Genomic DNA, 15,427 nt, shown 5'->3' on the forward strand with positions numbered 1-15,427 from the left:
TGGGTTAGCGGGTGACGGTTGCGTTGTTAAATTCGACGATCTCGTCGCTATAGACGGTCAGACCCTTGACGCCCTTGCGTTGGCCGATGAGTTGAACCTGGTCAAATAGCGGTATCGTGTTGGGTTCGAGCTCCCAGACGACACGCTGGACGTCGCCGTACGTCGCCATGCGTTTGTCGTAGTTCATCTCGCCGGCAGCTTTGGCCAGCAGGCCGTCGACCATCGGGTTGGAGTAGCCGGTGAGGTTGGACGGGTCGCCCGTGCTCAGCTTGCGGCGCAGGCGGATATCCGCATTCGGGATGCCGGTGCCCAGCAGCCACATGTTGGCGCCGTTGCTTCCCTTGCCCGTACCCTTGCCGGGCTCGGCGCGGTACAGCTCCTTCTGGTAGGAGGCCCACTCCCAGACCTTGAACTCCGTCTTCAGACCGACGGCGTTGAGGTAGCCCTGTACGGCTTCGGCGGCGGCACGATCCTTTGTGTAACGGCCCGAGGGAGTCCACATGGTCACGACACCGGGGTACCCACCAGGGAATGCGGCCTTCAGCAGGCGGCGCGCCTCGTCCGGGTTGTATTTGTAAGCCGGAAATATGCGGCGAGCCTGCGTTCCCTCTGGAAAGGGGCTGACGGGAACGCGGCCATAGCCCAGCAGGATCTTGTCGACGATGGCTTGGCGGTCTATGGCCACATTCACCGCCTTGCGTACGCGCACGTCGTCAAAGGGGGGCTTGGTGACGTTCAGCTCGAAGAACACCTGAAAGGCACTAGGGGCTTGTTGCAGCACCATTTTGTCGCTGCCCTTGAAGTCACCGGTGAGTTCCGGCGCAATGTTCGCGGCAACGTCCGCGTTTCCGGTCTTCAGCTCGATCACGCGCGCAGCATTCTCCGGCACGGGGCGAAACACCAGTCGGTCTGTTTTCCCGGGAGTGCCGAAGTAGTCAGGGTTGCGCACAATCTCGGCGCGCTCATTGGGAATCCAGCTCTTGAATACATAGGGTCCGGTACCCACGGGGTTGCGGCCATAGGCGCGACCACGCTTTTCGATGGCTGTGGGGCTGCTGATGGACGCCCATTCCTCGGTCAGAATCTCAAGCAGTGTGGGCGACGGTTCCTTGGCGGCAATGGTCACGACGTACGTGCTCGGGGCCTCTACCGTCTCAATAGCAGCGTAGTAGGACCGGTTCGGCGAACCCAGTTCGGGACTGCGCAAACGGTCCAGGTTGAACTTGACAGCCGCCGCGTCCAGTGGCGTCCCATCATGGAATTTCACTCCTTTGCGAAGATTGAAAGTCCAGACCTTCCCGTCAGCAGAGACGTTCCATGACTCCGCAAGGTCAGGAACGATCTTCTTGAAGCCAGGACCGTCCCAGCTCACCAATTTGTTAAAAATATGCGTGATGACGATTTGCGAGGGGGTGCTACGGCTCACGGCTGGATCGAGTGTGTCGATCTCTGTGCCTTGGACATAGGTCAAGCTGGTCTCGGCTGCAGCATGGCCGGCACCGCCGAGCAGCATCAGGGCAAGGCCCGCGGCGGTGAGCGGACGGGTGACGGACGGAAAACTATGGCGCATGGAGGGTACTCCGGAGTTTGGAAGGCAATGACGGATGCAGGATTGGAATCGGATGGAGGTCTTGGAGCGTGGAGGATTAATCTGACGGGGTTTCAGCGCCGCGACTGCCGCGATCGCGGATCCACGTAGTCCCGCAGCGCGTCGCCGACCAGGTTGAAGCTCAGGATCACGATGAACAGCGCACAACCCGGTGCGAGCAGCACATGCGGGTGACTGGTGAGATGGGCCCGGGAGTTGGCGATCATGGCGCCCCACTCAGGGATCGGCGGCGGTGGACCCAGACCGAGGAAGCTCAGTCCGGAGCCAATCAAAATGGCCTCGGCCAGTGAGGTCGTGGCCTGCACGATGATGAGGGATCCGATATTAGGGATGATGTGGCTCAGGATCAGTCGCAGGTCGCCCACACCTATGGATCGCGATGCAAGCACGAACTCGCGCGCCTTGAGCGCCCGCACCGGCGCGGCGAAGAAGCGCACATAAATCGGCATCGTGGAGATAGCGATAGCGGCCGTCAGGCTCATCACGCTATTGCCGGCAACGGCCACCACCATGATGGCCACCAAAGTGCGAGGAAAGGCGATCATGAAGTCCATGAGCCGCATCAGAGTGCCGGTGGCTGCGTTGGCGTAAAAGCCGCAAAGCGCACCGAGAGAAATGCCTACGGCCATACCCATTGCAACGCTGCCGAAGGCAACTGCTAGCGTGATGCGCGCCCCCCAGAGCACACGTCCTAGCAAGTCACGCCCAAGCTCATCTGTGCCAAGCCAGAAGGTATTGCCCGGTGCGAGCAGCGCTCGGTCGAGGTTCACCTGCGTGACGGATATCCAATCGAACATCCAGGGCGCAATAGCGGCAGCCGTGAAAATTGCCAACAGAATGGCTAGTGAGACCGAGGCAATCCAGCGGCGCGCACTGAGCAGGTAACGCAGGAAGCCGCCGGCCGGACGCCGAGTCGTTGCAGCAGTGGTGACAGGCACGTTGGGCTGCACTTCAAGCGTAGGTGATGCGAGGGTCAAGGAATCCATATGCCAGGTCGACGATGAGGTTGATGAGAACGACGAGTGCGGCGAAGACCAGGATGGTTCCCTGCACGACGTAGATGTCGCGGACCATGATCGCGTCGATCATGTAACGACCCATACCAGGCCAGGCGAATACAGTCTCGACGATGACCGCCCCCCCCAAGCAGGCGGCCAAAGTCCATGCCGAACGAGGTCACCAGGGGTATTGATGCATTGGACAGGGCATGACGTAACACGACGCGTGGCCGTGCCACCCCCTTGGCATAAGCGGTGCGGATGTAATCCTCCCCCAGCACGTCTAGCATGCTGGAGCGCGCCAACCGAGAGAAAGTAGCTACATACGGTAAACCAAGCGTGATGGCTGGCATCACCAGTTGCTGCCAGCTACCACGGCCGGTGGGAGGCAACCAGCCCAGCGTGGATGCAAAGACAAGCATCAGCAGAAGGCCCAGGAAGAACCCCGGCATCGAGATGCCGACCACCGCAAGTGCGGTCAAAGCGCTGTCGAGCAGACCGCGCGGCTTGAGTGCAGCCGCGATGCCCAGTGGTACACCAAGTACTACGGCCAGCAGCATCCCGGCAGTGGCCAGCTCAAGGGTCGCTGGAAGCGTGCGTGCGATGCTTTCGGTCACCGGCGCATAGGTCTGAAAGGAGTCCCCGAGATCGCCTTGCAAGACCACACGCTGGAGGTAGATGAAGTACTGCTGGTGCAGCGGCTTGTCCAGGCCATAGTTGCGGCGGATTTGCTCGATGTCGGCCTCGGCTGCATCGGGGCCGGCGGCCATGCGCGCCAGGTCACCGGGTATGGCATGCATGACGAGGAAGACGGCCAGTGAGATGCCGGCGAGCATGGGCACGAACAGCAACAGGCGTCTGATCACATAATTGAGCATGAGGTGTTTTCGGAGAGCAGCGGCTCTGGATTTACAGCGGCTGGATCTGCACCATGCAGGCCCGATTCCGTGACCGAATGATGACACTCAGCCCCCTCACGGCACAACTCCAAATAGGGTTGGACGCACATAAGCAAATGTTATGCTCTGCGCTAATAAACTGCGGCTAACGCTGCATTGGCGCGTTGCGCCATCCAGCGGCAGGGACATCGCACGTCGCTTGTCTTGGAGCAACCATGGAACTCAATCCCCGACAACTCGAAGCTTTCCGCAATGTCATGATGACCGGCAGCATGACCATTGCCGCGGAGCTTCTGAAAGTCAGCCAGCCTGCAGTGAGTCGGCTGATAAAGGATTTGGAAAAGACACTTGCCATACGGCTCTTTCGCCGTGAAGGCAATCGCCTCATCCCAGGCGCGGAGGCACAGCGGCTCTTTCTGGAAGTGGATCGTTTCTATCAAGGTATGGAGCAGGTCCAGCGAGTCGCGCAGGATCTGAAATCTGTGCGCATCGGCACACTGCGTATCGCCTCCATGCACACGCTGGGGTTGAGCCTCCTCAGTGAGGGAGTTCGGCGATTTTCACTTGCCCGACCTGGCGTGGTCATTTCGCTGGACGTGCGTAATTCGCTTGGAATCCTTGAGCTCACGGCCGCCCATCAGATTGACATCGGATTCGTTCAGATGATGGGTACCGAATACCCAGGGGTCGACGTATTCCCGCTTCCGAGCGTCCCTGCAGTCTGCGTGCTTCCACGCGGCCATGCGCTGGCGCGCAAGAAGGCAGTACAAATCACTGACCTGCAGGGTGAATCGCTTATCTCGTTGAGCCGCAACAGCCCGATGCGTATGCGACTGGAAATGGCGCTTGAGGCCGCTGGGGTGACATGCCGACGTTCGGTGGACACAACGCTCGCGCACCTGGCCTGCAGCATGGTCGCTGGTGGGCTGGGTCTCACGGTGGTCGACCCATTTACCGCTGGCCGCATGCGCGCTCCCTCGGTTGTCTACCGTCCCCTTTTGCCGACCGTTCCGTGTGAGTTCTCCATGGTGCTGCCCGCACATCAGCCGCGCTCCAAGGTGGTGGACGATTTCATCCGGGTGATGAAGGAACTGTTTGACGCTGGCTTTACCTCGGCCTGAGTCGCGGCCAGCCGGTTCGCTCTGTGCGGCTCTTTGGCAAATCGCCCATTCTGCTTGACGATTCCCGCGTCGGGCATGGACTTGCCTGGCTCATTGACGGATCTTGCCGGTGTCGCTGATGATCGTAAGTTCCACGAACTTCGAGCCACTTCGCATGCCAGGCTTGAAGCCGACCACATACCCGCCCAGCTTGAGGGTATTTATGCTCTCCAATGCCGCGGCCATGCCTTCACGGGTCGGGTACTTGCCCTGGCGCCGCGCAGCCTCGACGATGACCTTCGCCGCAATGTGGCCTTCCAGCCAGATACTCGTCGATGGCGAATAACTTGGAACTCCGACTCAACCCAACGAGGCAATGACGGTCACCTCAACCAAGAGGTTTGCCGCTGCGAGTCGCGCCTCTACCGTAGTTCTCGCCGGTGCGGTGCGGGAGACAATCCACGATTCCCAGACTGCATTCATCGCGGCGAAGTCGTCTATGTTCTTCAAATAGATGGTCGCTGAAAGGATCTGCTCGCGGTTACTGCCCGCCTCGGTTAACAGCGCGTCGACACGCGACAAGGTTTCATGCATCTGAGCGGTGATGTCAGCGTTGGCATTGGCGCTGCTAGTGGCGGTCTGACCGCATAGGTAGACCAAGCCGCCATGCTGCACGATCTTGCTCATGCGTGCGTTGGTGTGCTTGCGTTCGATAGTGCTCATGTTGTTTCCATGGGTTCAGAGTTTTCGATGGTTGCCGTGTCGGCCAGTGCAGCAATAGATGCCAGCGGCACCGGCTTCAGCGGCGACCGAATGTGATAGGCGCCGACCTCGCTTGGCGGCCTACCCAACTCCGTTGAGAGAATTTGGGTCACTGTCAGGCCACATACTCGGCCTTGGCACGGTCCCATACCACAGCGGCTGAAAAATTTGGTCTGATTTGGTCCCTGGCAGCCCAGGCGAGCCATCTCGCGGACGCGGCCAGCCGTGACTTCCTCACAGCGGCAAACAACAGTCTCATCGGTAGGATCGGAAAGCCATTCGGGGGGGCGATACAGCGCGTCCAGGAAGGGCCGGATGCGTAGCTGGCGTTTCAGCGTGCCGCGTGCGGACGCGGCGCGCTGTTCGCACTCCGTCACGTCTAGCCGACCCAAGGCCTGCGCAGCACCCAGCGCCGCGAGTGTGCCATTGGGTTCTGCTGCCTGTGCGCCGGCAATCGCCGCACCGTCACCGGCAACGCGAAAGCCCGCGAGCGAAGTTTCACCCCATGCATTGACTTGTGGGCGCCAGGCCAGTTGAACAAGGTCCCAATCATGGTCAACCCTTAGCAGGCGGCTGAGTTGGGTGTTGGGAACCACCCCGTGATGCAATAACACGACATCCGCGTGCAGAAGATGGTCAATACGATCGGCCTTGAACGCCAGCGCCTGAACTCGCTCGCCGCCCTCGACGCGCAAGGACGTCGCCGCAGCGAACATCGGAACGCCTGCTCGACGAAGACGCCACAGCATGCGCAGGCCTTTTGCCAAGTAGGCGTGTGCTCCCAGCGCAGCCGGCAGGTGGCGCAGGGCACGCCAGCGATTGGTTGACGGCGAAGTTTCGACGATGCCTGCCAGCGAGACTCCTGCATCCAGCAATTGACAGGCTACCAGCAGCAGCAGAGGCCCGCTCCCGGCAAGCACGACGCGGCCGGAGGGAACGGCACTGGCACTCTTCAAAGCGATCTGAGCAGCGCCGGCGTTCAGTACACCGGGAAGCGTCCAGCCGGGGATCGGGGAGGCGCGCTCCATGGCACCGGTGGCGGCGATCAGCTGCGGCGCACGCACCTGAAATGACTGACCATCCTGTTGAGCGGTTACGGTAAGGTCGCGCGCAACGTCCCACACCATCGCACCAAAGCGCAGCTCAACACCCGAGCGGCCGAGCCGAGCCGCCAACCCTTCCCCGTGCCGGTAATCGGGCCCGAGCAAGGCGGCTACGGATGGAGGTACTGCGGTGATGTTGCGGTAAATCTGCCCGCCCGGGCGCAACTGCTCGTCCAGCAGCAGTGTCTTCATTCCGAGCGATGCCGCCGTTAGCGCGGCCGACATGCCAGCTGGACCAGCACCGATGATCACGAGGTCGTGTGTCGACGCGCTCATTTCCCATCTCCCGCGCGGCGCGCGCCGGTGGGCAACCCCACCTGCATGCCGGCATTCACCCTGACCATGCAGGATTGCACGTTCTGCGCACCATCTACTTCGACCAGGCATTCGAAGCACACCCCCATGAGGCACAACGGCGCGCGCGGCTGACCCGATACGGGCGTTCGCCGGAATGGGACAATGCCCGCGTTAAGTAGTGCGGCTGCAATCGTCTCGCCCTCGCGGGCCGATATGCGCCGCCCTTCGACAAATATATCGACCACGGGCCGCTGCTCGTTTGCGGGAAGTAGCATCGTCCTAAACATCGAAGCGCTCCGCTTTGAAGGTCCTGATTTCGGAAGGCTCAACGCCACCTCTCATCCAGTTCACGAGTGAACCCGCATGCATAGACGCCAAGGTGATTCCGCTGTGGCAGGTGACGAGGAACGCCCCTGGGCAATCGCTGGATGCCTGGTAGACCGGGAACCCGTCCGGGGTTAGCACACGCAGAGCGCCCCAGGCGCGGACTGCATTCACACTGGCCAGAATCGGAAAGTAGCGGCTAGCCTGACGCGCGATGCGCGCGACCTGCTCCACGGTCGTACCGTCGTTCAAACCCACGTCCTCGTGCGAATCCCCGATTTGCACCACACCTTCTGCGGTCTGACGCACGAGTTGCGACGGATGACGTAGAAAGGGTTGCACCCGCTCGGTGACCACGATTTGTCCCCGGTTGGGCATGACTGGCGCCTTCAGGCCGACCATTGGCGCCAGGTCGCTATTCCCCAGGCCGGCGGCCAACACCACACGGTCGGCGACATGCTCGGTGCCACCGGCCCAAACGTGGAATGCGCCGGACCGGTGCTCGATCCGCTCACAATGAGTTCCGGCTATCATCTCGCCGCCACGCGACCTGAAGCCGTGTACGAGAGAACGCAAGAGTCGCATGGGACTGACATGGCCGTCCAAAGGGCTAAAAATCGCCCCTATCACTTCGGGTCCGACAAACGGCTCCATCTCGCGCAGGGCGCGGGGATCAAGCACTTCATACGGGTAGGGCCCGCCAATGGAGTCCCGTAGCAACTCAAGATCGGACACGCGGCGGGCCAGATCTTGCTCATCCAGGCACATCGTCACTCCGCCAATCTGCGAGAGTTCGACGTCAATCCCGGTTAATTCGGCCAACTCCCGTGCGAAGCCTGGCCAACACTGGACCGCAGCCCTGCTCCAGCGGGCATAGTCGATGTTGCCTAAACCCTTCCCTGACGCCCAGACAAGACCGAAATTGCCGCGCGCGGCGCGAAATGCGTCATCGCCTTCATCAAGCAGGCGCACCCGTTCGCCGGATGTGGCCAGGCCGTATGCGATAGCCATGCCGACGACGCCGCCACCCACTACCAACGTATCAACGTCGCGAACTGTCTTCAACGTCATTTAAGCAGCCACTGCATGACAGGCAACGGTGTGCCTTTCGGCAACCTCGAGCATCTTTGGCGTCTCTGAGCATTGCGGCATAGCGAGATGGCAACGCGGGGCAAAGCGGCACCCCGGGGGCGGATTGACCGGTTTGGCAAGTTCGCCCATGATCTCAACCGGTTTCCGCCGGTAGGCAGGATCAGGCACTGGAACCGCCGCCACCAACGCGCGCGTATAAGGATGCCTTGGCGAATTCACGAGGTCGTGCGAGCTGGCTACTTCCACGAGCTGTCCGAGATACATCACCATCACCCGGTCGCAAAGATGAGTGAGGATTGAGAGGTCATGCGACACGTAGAGGCATGAGAAATTGAGCCGGGTCGAGAGGTCGCGCAACAAGTCCATGACGCCCGCGCGAATTGATACGTCAAGCATGGAAACCGGCTCATCAGCAATCACCAATCTCGGTTCCGGAACCAGCGCGGACGCAATGCCGACGCGTTGACGCTCGCCGCCGCTCAACTGGTGTGGGTACCGCTGCGCGTACCGCTCCGGGGGAAGCCCGACCAATGCCAACATTTCAGGAACACGACGCGCAATCTCGACCTCGTCCCACAGCTTGAGGGCGCGCGGCGCTTCGGCCACGATGTCGAAGACCTTCAGCCGCGGGTTGAGCGAGTCGAAAGGATCCTGAAAGATCAGCTGAACTTGGGCGCGATAGCGAGCAAGCGCTGTCTTACTCAGATGTGTGACGTCCTCTCCGTCAAACAGGATTTTCCCGCTCGTTGCATCGTCAAGCTTCGAGATGAGGTTGCAAGTGGTGGACTTGCCACAACCGGATTCGCCCACGATACCCAGTATCTCGCCTTCGCCAATAGAAAAGCTCACGTCTTCGACCGGTTTAATCCAGTTGGACGGTTGCCGACGCAGCACGGCGCCGAGATCGCGTCCGAGACTGAAGTGCTTTGTTAGGTGTTCTACGCTTAAGAGTGCCATGTCAACTTCTTCGCTGCGGCGGCGCGCATATATTCGATATCAGCCGTACGTATGCAGGCTGAAATGTGATCGGGTCCGACTTTGATGAGGGCTGGCCGCCGCGCATGACAAGTCTCAAGCGCGAACGGACACCGCTCGCCAAAGCCACATCCTTTGGGAGGGTCCGACAAGTCTGGTGGCGACCCGGGTATGGAAATTAGCTCGCGCCCCAATTCAAGAATGCTGGGGAACGCATTCTTGAGGCCAAGGGTGTATGGATGCTGAGAAGCAGCGAACAGCGCCGTAGTCGGCGCACTTTCGACCATTCGTCCGGAATACATTACACCGACCCGATCTGCCGTTTCAGCAATCACTCCGATGTCGTGCGTGATCAGCAGAATCGACGACTTGATCCGTTGGCGGATTTCCCGGATGCGGCCCAGAAGCCTTTCCTGAACCAGCACATCCAAACCAGTGGTCGGCTCGTCCATCACCAGCAGCGCGGGCTCGAAGGCTAAGGCCATCGCGATCATCGCGCGTTGGCGCATGCCGCCCGAGAACTGGTGTGGGAACCGGTCCATCAGCTCCGACTGAAGGCCGACGATGTCGAAAAGTTCGGCGACACGTTCGCGGGCCTTGCCCGCGGACGCTTTCGAGTGAGCGCGGATTGCCTCAACAATCTGTGCTCCCACGCGCTGCACCGGGTTGAGCGAGTTCTGCGCGCTCTGCGGCACCAACGCGATCTCGCGCATCAGAATCTCGCGCCGAAAGCGTGCCGGCGCCATCGTGAGCAAGTCGTGCTCCCGGAAGCGCAGCACATCCGCCTCGATCCGGGCGGTTGGCGGCAGCAGCCGCAACAAAGCCTTGACGACCGTCGATTTTCCGCAACCGGACTCGCCGACCAGACCAAAGACTTCAGATTCGTTGATTGCCAGATCGAGTCCGTCGACGGCGCGCACATCTCCGTGGGCGCTCCGATAAGTCACTCGCAGATTGCGGGCTTCGAGCAACATGTTAGCGGTCCCCCAATCGTGGGTTAGCGACAACTTCGTAAGCGCGGCTCACGAACACGAAGGCGCTGACGAGCAACACGATCGCTCCCGATGGCGCGATGAACCACCACCAGGCGCTGCGCGTGTAGCCTGATGCCCATAGGTCCTGCAGGATGCTGCCCCACGTTATCGCGTTGGGGTCACTGAAGCCCAGGAAGCTGGCAGAGGCTTCGGTCACAATCGCCCAGGCAATGTTGAACGAGGTGTAAAGCAGCAGCAGCGGCAGGATGTTAGGGGCAATGTGCCGATAGATGATGCGCATGTCGCTCGCGCCTCGTGCCTTTGCGAACGCTACAAATTGGCGCTGCTTGATCGCCATCGTCTGGGCGCGGACTACGCGCGCGGATGTGCGCCAGACAATCACCACGATCGCCAGCATCACGAAGCCGATGGAACGCCCGAACAGAGAGATCAATACGATGATGAAGGGAAGGAACGGCATGCCATAGACGATGTCGGTCAGCCGCATCAGCACGTTGTCCACGCGTCCGCCGTAGTAGCCGGAAATCAGTCCGATGTTGGCGCCGATGACAATGGAGATGAGCCCGCTGACGAGCCCGATGATCATGGTCGTGCGTGTCGCCACGATCATCTGTGAGAGGAGGTCACGCGCGAGATTGGTCGTGCCGAGCGGAAACTCCAAACTGGGACGCTGTAGCACGGCCATGCGTCCGTCGGCCATCCGTAGCGACTCGTAGGGATCGTGCGGGATCAGCCACGGGCCGAACACTGCCACGAGCGCCGCGACAACGATCACCACAGCGCCGAAGCTACCCAGTCGGTCCGCTCGAATGACCCGCAAATTGTTGGCCAGCTCGCGGCGTAGCACGCCCGCCCAGCGCAGCGCCCGGCCTCCGGCAGGGGTCGCGGCGGGGGCCTTGAGAGATTTGCGGTTCACCGTTGTGCCCCAAGAATGAAGCTGTCCACTGCCAGGCGGCGAACGTGAGGCTCGTCAACCTGGATACCCAAGCCGGTAGTGCCGGGAAAGTGCACTACCCCATCGCGCACAAACGAAGAAAAATCGGTGGGATCCTCCGCGAGGCGCAAGGTGGACATGTAGGCGTGCCCAAAGTCAACAAGGTTTCCAATAGTCACGGCGTGCTGCAACGAAGCCGCCTGCGTGATACCGAACTCCAGCATCGAATTCATGTAGCAGCGAATCCCGAAGGCCTCTGCCACCGCGGCGATGCGTTGGGCACGCAGAGGCCCGCCGTTCTTGCTGCTCTTGATGCTGAAGACACTGGCGGCCCCGAGACTAGCGATGCGGGCGGCGTGCGCGAGTCCAACCACCGACTCGTCGGCTGATATCTGCAACGTGCTGCCACTCGCCAGCAGCGCCATACCCTCGAGGTCGTCCTTCACTACGGGCTGTTCGACGAACGCAAGTTGAGAGCCTCGGACCCCGTCCAGGAACTCTCGCGCTTCGTCACGGCTCCAGCCCTGGTTGGCGTCGGCGATGAGCGCTACACGTTTCCCGTAGCGGGCCTCGAGCGTAGCAACCCGCTGCACCTCATCACGCACCGGTGACGTGCCCATCTTTAGCATGAAGCTCGAAAAACCTTGAGCCGCCCGCTCGTCGATCACGCGGATATCGTCCTCGGCGGTACCATTGTTGAGTGGCCACAGTACCGGAAGCGATTTGCGTAGCGTCCCACCCAGTAGCGTTGCAACAGGTACACGCAGCCGTTTTCCGAGGAGATCGAGCAGCGCCATGCTCACCGCACCTTTGGCACAAAGGTGCTTGGGCAGCAGTGCGTCCAGTGCCGCATCAATGCGACCCGGTTGGGGATCAGCAGAAGCGAGCACCGCCGGCAACAGCACGTCCTTAAGAGCCCTCGCGGCGTCACCGGACGACTCTCCAGTAAAGGCCTCGCTGGGATTGGCCTCTCCCCAACCCTCAACGCCGTCGGCGTCGGTCAATTTGAGCAACACTGCGCGTGTTGTAGCCAACGTGCCGGTGGACAGCTTGTAGGGCGTAACGAACGCAGCTTCAATTTCGAACACCTCTGCTGCGATCACCGGCGCCATCGCCACGGTACTGAGTCTTTCTGCCATTCTGTTTCTTTCGGTCGTCATGTGGTTCCAAGCCGGATGCGTGGGTCGAGGAGGCTATAGGAGAGATCGGTGATGAAGTTCAAACCAATCACTACTGCTGCCATTAGGAAGAATGCCGCCTGAGCGACCGGGTAGTCGTGTTGCATTGCGGCGTCGACCATGGCCTTGCCCATCCCCGGCCACGAGAAGACGGTCTCGATCACGATCTGTCCGCCGATTGCAAAGCCCAGGATCAGCGAAGAAACCGTGACCACCGCCAACAGAGCGTTGCGCGCAGCGTGGCGAAACAGCACACGGACCGGACTCAGCCCCTTCGCACGGGCGAATTCGACGAAATCCGAACCCAGCACCTCGAGCATCGAATCGCGCATCACCAGCATCGGCGTGGACAAATAGAGCGCGGTGATCGTGAGCGTTGGCAGGACCAGGTGTTCTAGAAAATCCTTCGAAGTGATGAGCGCCCAGGTGTTACCTGGGTCGGCGCCAGGCGTGAACATCCCTCCTGACGGGAAAATCTCGAACTGATAGCTCAGCCCCATAAGCAGTAGGATCCCGATCACGAAGGGCGGTGAGGCCTGAAAAACGAGCCCCAGAACGGTGGCGCCGTTATCGAGGGGGCCGCCGCGACGTGCCGCCATAAAAATGCCAAGCACAACGCCTAGAGAAATCGCCAAGACAAGTCCGGTGCTCATCAACAGCAGCGTATTGACCAGCCAGCCCCCTAGCAAACTAGCGACCGGCTGGCCGGTGGTGAAGGACCGGCCCCACTCAAGCGTTGCCGTGTTCTTCAGGTATATGATGAATTGTTGCCACACCGGAAGATCCAAACCAAACGCCTGCTTGAGGCGGTCCTGAGCTGCCGCATCGAGGGCGGGGCTGATGATCTGCGCAGTTGGATCACCCGGCATCATCCGGAACAGCACGAAGAGAATCACCGCCACGCCCAATAGCGTGAGCAATGCCGACAAGAGACGGCGCAGGATATACGCAGTCATCGCGAGCCTCCCTGATGGCCGCGGTTTCGAGTAGGGGCGTCATCCGCCCACAATGCACCGTAGATCATTTGCCGCGGGGAGAGAGCAATTTGCCTTGCGCGTCCCATCCGTAACCGGCCTTCGCAAGAATGTCGCGCGCCTTCTTCACGTCTTCAGCCGGAACCTTGACAGCCGGGTTGTGCCAAAACGTGCTGATGGGCGAAATAATTGATGCGCCGGGATCGGCGTACCCGAGCAGGATCAGCTCCGAGATCATCTTGCGCGGCATCACATGGTTGAGCGCCTGGCGGAAGGCGGGATCGTCGAAAGGCTTGATCTTGTTGTTGTACGCAAGGTGATAGAGGCCGTGGCTGGGATAGCCCTTGGCCACTACGTTCTTCACGTTCTTTATACGATCGACAAGGGCTGGCGACAAGATGTAGCGTGAGCGGTCGCATTCCCCCTTCTCGATGGCGGCGGCCAACGCGTCATGGCTGCCGTAAGTAATGCGGATGATGCCTGCGCACTTGGGTGGGTTGAAGTGCTCGCGGAACGCGGTGACCTTGAGTTCCGAACCGCGCCGCCAGTAGTCGAACTTGAACGGTCCGCTACCGACCGGCTTGTCGTTGGGGAATTTGAGCGGATCGTCAATGCCGACCTTCTCCGGGATGCCTTCCCAAATGTGTTTGGGGAGAAGAAACATCGTCGCCATCACGTTGGAGACAAAGGGAGCCGATGGATTTTCGAGTCGGATGCGCACCGTATTGGGGCTCGGGAGCTCCACCGCGACGACATTATTGAGCGCGGCAAGGAAAAATGGCGCCTTCCACTTCTTGTGATAGTCGAAGGTGAACTTGACATCCTCGGCCGTCACTGGCTTACCGTCATGCCAGCGCATACCCGAGCGGATCGTCAGATCGATGGTTTTGTCATCCACCAACTTCATTCCGGAGGCTGCCCAAGGTACAGGTTTGCCGTCGGGCCCAAGGCGGAAAAGTCGGTCGTAGATCATGGAAAGCTCCATGAATTCCATGGAGTCATTGACCGCAACTGGATTCAGATGCTTGACGTCCGCATTCGAACCGGTGCGCGAGAATCCGTCGCCCGCCACTTCCATGTTGACGTCAGACCAAAAGCCGCCGATTCCCTCGCCGAGCTGCGGCACCAGGCCCTTGAGCTTGTCCGAACGATGAGCCATCGTCATCTGCGTATAGGCCAGCACGGTTCCAGGCTGGTCCTGGAAGATGGTTTCCTGCGCTTCGAGCACCGGCTTCCTACGGTCGTCGATCTTCATCAAGCGGCTCTGCACGGTTGCCAGCGCGTCTACACGGTCGTTCTTGTAGCCCGCCCAGTTGAAGCCGCCGCGCTTATGCTCTGTGGAGTGGTGAATGCTGCGAATGAAGAAGTCGGGGTCGATGCGGATGGCCGTACCCGGAAGAAAGACCAGGAACATCTCGAAGTCATGCTCGTTGATCACTTTCGTGATGCCCTGGTTGTAGTCGATGGGATTGGCTTCAACCTCCCACCCGAGCGACTTGCAGGACTGTGCGACAACCCGGGCAATCTCCGGGCGGGCCGGGTCGAACTGCGCCGTAGCTGTCAGAATTGAGCGCTTCGCAACTGGCGCCCCGGCTTGTTGCGCTTGCCCGATGCCAGCGGCGGCGGTTGCAGTAAGAGCTGCTGCGCCTTTGACGAAATCACGACGATCCATTCTTGTCTCCTTAAGTTTCCCAGGCCACCAAGCCCGATATGTGACAAGTCTATGAATGCAGACTTCACATGTCCATGTTGCAAGGAGTAACGTTATCTAGCCATAACTGATGGTTATAGCGTAGACATGGCTCTAGGAGGTGGGCCGATGAAGTCCGAACTCATTGAGGTCTCCAAGGCCAAGATCGAATCCGGCACAGTTATGGCAGCTACTCACTCTCTCAAGCTGTCTCAACCGGTGATGGCAAAGCAACGCGCGCAACTGCAAAGCGAGCTTTATCTGACGCTATTCAAACAGCGAGATCGGCGCCTGGCGCCGACAGCAGAAGCGCGAGCCCCCATGGGCTGATGACCCACGCGTGGCGTGGTGTGATCGAGTTAGAAGAGAATGGGAGAGACAGATCGTGAAGTGCATCGACGACTTGAATGGGCAAGGGCACCCAAATGTGGCTTTGCCATGGGCGCGCCCAGTTTCTTACGCTTTATGCGAGTGGCAGGCACTGCCCATGGAAGCCG

General features: G+C 60.3%; 15 protein-coding genes and 2 pseudogenes. 2 read left to right on the forward strand and 15 right to left on the reverse strand.

What is annotated here, in order from left to right:
* Window positions 1–4 precede the first annotated feature (4 nt).
* The 4 genes and pseudogenes from BPRO_RS21955 to BPRO_RS21965 form a co-directional block, all read right to left on the reverse strand.
* Window positions 5–1,570 carry a glutathione ABC transporter substrate-binding protein gene (locus tag BPRO_RS21955; protein ID WP_011485269.1) on the reverse strand — a complete coding sequence of 522 codons (1,566 nt, stop codon included), beginning with the start codon at window positions 1,568–1,570 and terminating at the stop codon, window positions 5–7.
* Between the two features lie 92 nt (window positions 1,571–1,662).
* Window positions 1,663–2,547 carry an ABC transporter permease gene (locus BPRO_RS21960; RefSeq protein ID WP_041390140.1) on the reverse strand — a complete coding sequence of 295 codons (885 nt, stop codon included), beginning with the start codon at window positions 2,545–2,547 and terminating at the stop codon, window positions 1,663–1,665.
* A gap of 13 nt (window positions 2,548–2,560) precedes the next feature.
* Window positions 2,561–2,710 (reverse strand): hypothetical protein, encoded by a 150-nt coding sequence (locus BPRO_RS30950; RefSeq protein WP_369794612.1) that lies wholly within the window; start codon window positions 2,708–2,710, stop codon window positions 2,561–2,563.
* A 97-nt stretch (window positions 2,711–2,807) separates the two neighbouring features.
* Window positions 2,808–3,485 (reverse strand): annotated as a pseudogene (locus tag BPRO_RS21965) (ABC transporter permease); the annotation flags it as partial.
* 236 nt (window positions 3,486–3,721) lie between these two features.
* Between BPRO_RS21965 and BPRO_RS21970 the strand changes: the two are divergent.
* A complete protein-coding gene (locus BPRO_RS21970) occupies window positions 3,722–4,627 on the forward strand; it encodes a LysR substrate-binding domain-containing protein (RefSeq protein ID WP_011485272.1) in 906 nt (301 codons plus the stop codon).
* 90 nt (window positions 4,628–4,717) lie between these two features.
* Here BPRO_RS21970 and BPRO_RS30565 read toward each other — a convergent pair.
* The 11 genes and pseudogenes from BPRO_RS30565 to BPRO_RS22020 form a co-directional block, all read right to left on the reverse strand.
* Window positions 4,718–4,924, reverse strand: a pseudogene (locus BPRO_RS30565) (ABC transporter substrate-binding protein); the annotation flags it as partial.
* A gap of 42 nt (window positions 4,925–4,966) precedes the next feature.
* Entirely contained in the window at window positions 4,967–5,329 is a 363-nt protein-coding gene (locus BPRO_RS21975; protein ID WP_011485273.1) for a RidA family protein, read from the reverse strand.
* Entirely contained in the window at window positions 5,326–6,747 is a 1,422-nt protein-coding gene (locus BPRO_RS21980; protein ID WP_011485274.1) for an NAD(P)/FAD-dependent oxidoreductase, read from the reverse strand. The genes BPRO_RS21975 and BPRO_RS21980 overlap by 4 nt, the downstream gene beginning before the upstream one ends.
* Entirely contained in the window at window positions 6,744–7,055 is a 312-nt protein-coding gene (locus tag BPRO_RS21985) for a (2Fe-2S)-binding protein (protein ID WP_041389013.1), read from the reverse strand. The genes BPRO_RS21980 and BPRO_RS21985 overlap by 4 nt, the downstream gene beginning before the upstream one ends.
* Window positions 7,048–8,163 (reverse strand): NAD(P)/FAD-dependent oxidoreductase, encoded by a 1,116-nt coding sequence (locus BPRO_RS21990; protein WP_011485276.1) that lies wholly within the window; start codon window positions 8,161–8,163, stop codon window positions 7,048–7,050. The genes BPRO_RS21985 and BPRO_RS21990 overlap by 8 nt, the downstream gene beginning before the upstream one ends.
* On the reverse strand, window positions 8,164–9,141 hold the full coding sequence (locus BPRO_RS21995; RefSeq protein ID WP_011485277.1) for an ABC transporter ATP-binding protein: 978 nt from the start codon (window positions 9,139–9,141) through the stop codon (window positions 8,164–8,166).
* Window positions 9,129–10,133 (reverse strand): ABC transporter ATP-binding protein, encoded by a 1,005-nt coding sequence (locus tag BPRO_RS22000; RefSeq protein WP_011485278.1) that lies wholly within the window; start codon window positions 10,131–10,133, stop codon window positions 9,129–9,131. The genes BPRO_RS21995 and BPRO_RS22000 overlap by 13 nt, the downstream gene beginning before the upstream one ends.
* A gap of 1 nt (window position 10,134) precedes the next feature.
* Complete coding sequence (locus BPRO_RS22005; protein ID WP_011485279.1) at window positions 10,135–11,070, reverse strand: ABC transporter permease; 936 nt, start codon at window positions 11,068–11,070, stop codon at window positions 10,135–10,137.
* On the reverse strand, window positions 11,067–12,227 hold the full coding sequence (locus tag BPRO_RS22010) for an enolase C-terminal domain-like protein (RefSeq protein ID WP_157045850.1): 1,161 nt from the start codon (window positions 12,225–12,227) through the stop codon (window positions 11,067–11,069). The genes BPRO_RS22005 and BPRO_RS22010 overlap by 4 nt, the downstream gene beginning before the upstream one ends.
* A 17-nt stretch (window positions 12,228–12,244) precedes the next feature.
* Window positions 12,245–13,222: an ABC transporter permease gene (locus tag BPRO_RS22015; protein ID WP_011485281.1), complete on the reverse strand. Its 978-nt coding sequence runs from the start codon at window positions 13,220–13,222 to the stop codon at window positions 12,245–12,247.
* Between the two features lie 64 nt (window positions 13,223–13,286).
* Entirely contained in the window at window positions 13,287–14,912 is a 1,626-nt protein-coding gene (locus BPRO_RS22020; protein WP_011485282.1) for an ABC transporter substrate-binding protein, read from the reverse strand.
* 147 nt (window positions 14,913–15,059) lie between these two features.
* Here BPRO_RS22020 and BPRO_RS22025 point away from each other — a divergent pair, with 147 nt between their 5' ends.
* The gene (locus BPRO_RS22025; RefSeq protein WP_041389014.1) at window positions 15,060–15,260 is read left to right on the forward strand and encodes a helix-turn-helix domain-containing protein; all 201 of its coding nucleotides are present in this window, start codon (window positions 15,060–15,062) and stop codon (window positions 15,258–15,260) included.
* The last annotated feature ends 167 nt before the right edge of the window (window positions 15,261–15,427 follow it).

This window comes from Polaromonas sp. JS666 (assembly GCF_000013865.1).
Lineage (GTDB): Bacteria > Pseudomonadota > Gammaproteobacteria > Burkholderiales > Burkholderiaceae_C > Polaromonas.